1 protein-coding gene is annotated in these 1958 nt (G+C 42.0%); it reads left to right on the forward strand.

What is annotated here, in order from left to right:
• Positions 1-180 precede the first annotated feature (180 nt).
• Positions 181-1958 (forward strand): hypothetical protein (locus J6I68_RS06315; RefSeq protein ID WP_292218628.1); only part of this gene is annotated, 1778 nt, incomplete at its 3' end.

Below are 1958 nucleotides of genomic sequence, written 5' to 3' on the forward strand. Positions count from 1 at the left end.
GAAGAAAGCTCTTTTGGATACACGAAGGGAACTGGAATGCTTCTATGAAAATTCTTAAGCTTTTACATGGGTCATATTATTTTATGCGTTTTTAATACTTATTTAATATCCGTCAGATATCCCCTTCGTATAAAATTAATGATGTTTGGATCACTAATTTTATGAAGGGGATTTTTATTTATGGATGATAAGGGATATGTAAGCTCAATGCTCACAATTAACTTTGCACTTACAGAGGCAGGCGATGCAATAAGAGCAAAGGAGACAGATACGGATAAGAGTAAAAGATACGACTTCTGCAGGGAAATTGCAGGAGATGACAAGGCTATAGATCCAGCTCTTTTGGGAATACTAAGGTCTGTATATTATCTTCTTAAGGAAAAAGGCTTAGAGCCCGGTGACTATGTGGGCGAGATCAAGAACCTCGTGCCCAAGGCAGAGTACAACAGCATGAAGATCAATGAGGTCAAGGTTTCTTATGGCATCAACAGAGCCATGCGTATGAACGGTGTTTGCACTTTCATGGACAAGTACCAACTGTTTGATGATGACCTTAGAAAAAAGATCAAGAACACCTCTGTGAAAAATGCAGTGAAGGCAGTCAGCAAAAAAAGGGAAGCATTGAGGGAGCTTGCGGACTTTGAGAATAACTATGTCAAATTGAAAGAAGGCTTTGATAAAGCGGATTCACCATTCCTTCTTGTTAAGCATTATTTTGAGATCCTTCAGAAGAACAAGACCAAGGTTAAGGCTGGCAAAAAGATCGATCTTGGAAACGGAGAATTTTTTCAGCAGAAGACCATCGGTGGAAAGTCCTACAGGGTTGTCAAGAATGCTGACAACACAATATCTGTTGCAGATGAAGACGGAAAAGCAGCCAGCGATAAAGAACAGAAGGCAGTTGAGGAAGCGCTTGCTGTCAACAAGCTTGGAAAAGCTGAGAGCCTGAAGAAGACAACCACAAAGAAAACTGAGAAGACCGAGAAGACCAAGAAGACTATAACTAAGGCAGATAAGGTCGAGAAGAAAGAAGAGAAGAAGGTCGAGAAGAAAGAAGATAAGAAAGAAGAGAAGAAGGTCGGAAAGAAGGAAGATAAGAAAGAAGAAAAGAAGGTAGAGAATAAAGAGCCCGAGCAGTATGCCAAGAATGCCGTTAAGGTTGACTCTCTGGTGAAGAATGCCATTAAGGGCGACTCGACTGAGAGGTACGAGAAGAATGCTGTTAAGGGTGACTCTCTGGTGAAGAATGCCATTAAGAGCGATTCTCTTGAGAGGTACGAGAAGAATGCCATTAAGGGCGACTCCATGATGACTACGCTCCTTAAGGGCGATGTGACTACAAAGGAGCAGGAAGAGCCAGAATCTCACTTCACTCCTGAATATATCAGGAAGAAGCTGGAAGACCTCCGGAATGTTTTCGTAACTCAGTGTACCAAGAGCACAAGTACATTCAAGAAAGCAGCGAAGAACTCCAAGTTCCAGCCAAACAGCGAAGCCTGGAATAAGTTCTTTGAAAATGACGGTGGTACTGAGTACAGGGAAATGGCTGCTGCAATGAATAAGTGCATCAGACTCCTTGGAAGTCCTGTTGATGATAAGTGGAACGAAAACATCAAAGATGCTTTTGCTGAGCTTAAGAAAACTGCCAATCATTACAGAGAAACTCACAAGAGTGTTCTTAGCGTTATCGGAATATCCAGCCATGTCACCAAGGTCGGTGATAAGAGGATGGAGACTGCCTTGAGACTTATTCGCGAGGCGTCCGTATACGAAGATATGATGGGCGGATACATTGAAAATGGCGGAAAAGATGTAAAGCTCGTTGAGAAGACTGAAGAAGAAAAAGAGACAAAAGTCCTGGACGACGCAATGAATGAAAGAGAAGCTTATGTAAAAACTCTGCTTGAAGAAAAGCTCGATTACTCAGCTTCAACCAAACAGCTTATCATTGCCTGTGC

The organism is Butyrivibrio sp., assembly GCF_017940685.1.
GTDB lineage: Bacteria > Bacillota > Clostridia > Lachnospirales > Lachnospiraceae > Butyrivibrio.